Consider the following 2,355-nt stretch of genomic DNA (forward strand, 5'->3'; position numbering starts at 1 on the left):
GGAGGCGGCGTCACCGGGCCGCCTCCGACGCCGAGGTGGCCGCGGCGGCCGCCAACGCCGACCTGGTCGTCTCCACTCTCCCGGCCGGCGCCGCCGACACCCTGGCCGCGCCCATGGCCGCTGCGCTGGCGGGCTCCGGGTCCCGGAGCGGGGCGGTCATGCTCGACGTCGTCTACGCGCCCTGGCCCACGCCGCTGGCCGGCGTCTGGAGACAGGCCGGGGGAGGCGTCGCCCCCGGCTGGCTCATGCTGCTGCATCAGGCGGTCCCGCAGGTCACCCTGATGACCGGGCGCACTCCGCCGCTGGCGCCCATGCGGGACGCGCTGATGGGCGCGCTCGCCGCCCGCGGTGCCGGACAGCGGTGACGTCGCGGCCGGCGGCGTGGGATGATCACCCCATGCTTCGATGGATGACCGCCGGCGAATCCCACGGTGAGGCCCTCACCGCCATCATTGAGGGCGTGCCCGCAGGCGTGGAGATCACGAGCGAGCAAATCCGCGCCGCCCTCGCCCGCCGCCGCCTGGGCCACGGGCGCGGCGCCAGGCAGCGGTTCGAGGCCGATGAACTGTCGATCCTGGGCGGCATCCGTCACGGCCGCACGCTGGGTAGCCCCATCGCCCTGCGCATCGGCAACTCCGAGTGGCCCAAGTGGTCCACCATCATGAGCGCCGATCCCGTGCCCGCCTCCGCCCTGCGCAAGCACGCCGGCACCGGCGACGAGCGCGAGATCGCCCGCAACCTGCCACTTACCCGGCCACGGCCGGGACACGCCGACCTGCCCGGCCTGCTCAAGTACGACCTGCCCGACGCCCGCCCCGTCCTGGAACGCGCCTCGGCCCGTGAGACCGCCGCCCGCGTCGCCCTGGGGGCGGTGGCCGAGGCGCTGCTGGAGCAGGCCGCGGGCATCCGGCTGGTCAGCCACGTGGTGCGCATCGGGACAGTCGCCCTGCCCGACGCCGCCGCCCGCCCCACGCCCACCGATGAGGCCCGGCTCAGCGCCGACCCGGTACGCTGCACCGACCCCGCCACCAGCGCCGCAATGGTCGCCGAGATCGACGCCGCCCGGAAGGCCGGCGACACGCTCGGCGGGGTCGTGGAGGTGATCGCCACCGGCGTGCCCATCGGCCTGGGCACCCACGTGCAGGCCGACCGGCGGCTGGACGCTCGCCTGGCCGGTGCCCTCATGGGCATCCAGGCGGTCAAGGGCGTGGAGATCGGGGACGGCTTCGCCGAGGCGGCCCGTCCGGGCTCCGCCGCCCACGACGAGATCCTCGCCATCGACTCCGGACGGGTGGAGCGCGCCACCAACCGGGCCGGCGGCATCGAGGGCGGCATCAGCAATGGGGCGCCGCTGCGGGTGCGGGCGGCCTACAAGCCCATTTCCACGGTTCCGCACGCTCTGCGCACCGTTGACCTGGCCACCGGCGATCCGGCCACCGGGCTGCACCAGCGCTCGGACACCACCGCCGTCGTCCCCGGCGCGGTAATCGCCGAGGCCATGGTGGCGCTGGTGCTCGCCGACGCCCTGCTGGAAAAGACCGGCGGGGACTCGGTGGCCGAGGCCCGCCGCAACCTGGCCGGTTACCTCGCCCGCGTGGCCGAACGCACCCAGTGGTGAGCGTCCCACCGCCCTGTCCAGCTTCACTGCCCGTCCCGCAAAGGAGCCGCATCCCATGAGCCACACCAGCCACGCCCACCGGCCGGGCGGCCCGACGCTGCCCGCAGGCACCGTAGACACGAGCCTGCTGCCGCTGGTCCTGGTCGGCCTGCCCGGGTCCGGCAAGACCACGGTGGCGCGGCTGCTGGCCACCGCTCTGGGGGTGCAGGTCACCGACACGGATGCGGAGATTCGCCGTCGCGCCCGCATGACCATCCCGGAGATCTTCGCCGCCGAGGGTGAGAAGGGCTTTCGAGACCGGGAGACCCGCGCCCTGCGGGCCGTGCTGACCGGGGAGGCCGCTGCCCAGGGAGTCGTGGCGCTCGGCGGTGGCGCCGTACTGCGGGAGGAGAACCGCCGCCTGCTGCGCGGGCACACCGTCGTGCACCTCAGCGCCAGCCCCGCCACCGCAGCCGCCCACGTAGCGACGGCGCCGGCCGGCCGCTGGTAAGCCCCGCCGGGCCAACGGCGGATTCCGACGCCGCCGCGGCCGCCCAGGGTGACGTCGCCGCGGGTGTACTGGCGCGCATGGAGGACCTGCATGCGCAGCGTGCCGACCTGTACCGACAGGTCGCGACCATTGCGGTGCCCACCGACGGGCTCACCCCGGAGCAGATCGCCGCGCTCGTACTGGTGGCCTTGGGCACTGCTCCCTCCCGGGCCGCGGCCGCGCTGTCGCCGGTCGCCGGCGTGCCCGG

General features: G+C 75.4%; 1 protein-coding gene and 2 pseudogenes. All 3 read left to right on the forward strand.

Annotation, left to right across the window (positions count from 1 at the left end):
• Window positions 1–365 (forward strand): annotated as a pseudogene (locus tag BW737_RS12145) (shikimate dehydrogenase); the annotation flags it as partial.
• 32 nt (window positions 366–397) lie between these two features.
• Window positions 398–1,618, forward strand: coding sequence for a chorismate synthase (gene aroC, locus BW737_RS12150; RefSeq protein WP_086616114.1), 1,221 nt, complete (start codon window positions 398–400; stop codon window positions 1,616–1,618).
• A gap of 55 nt (window positions 1,619–1,673) precedes the next feature.
• Window positions 1,674–2,355, forward strand: a pseudogene (locus tag BW737_RS12155) (shikimate kinase); the annotation flags it as partial.

The organism is Actinomyces ruminis (genome assembly GCF_002154335.2).
GTDB classification, from domain to species: Bacteria; Actinomycetota; Actinomycetes; order Actinomycetales; family Actinomycetaceae; genus Actinomyces; species Actinomyces ruminis.

What these genes read in the sequence shown, in the direction of transcription:
- aroC (WP_086616114.1), top strand. Translation starts at nt 398, where the DNA reads ATGCTTCGATGGATGACCGCCGGCGAATCCCACGGTGAGGCCCTCACC.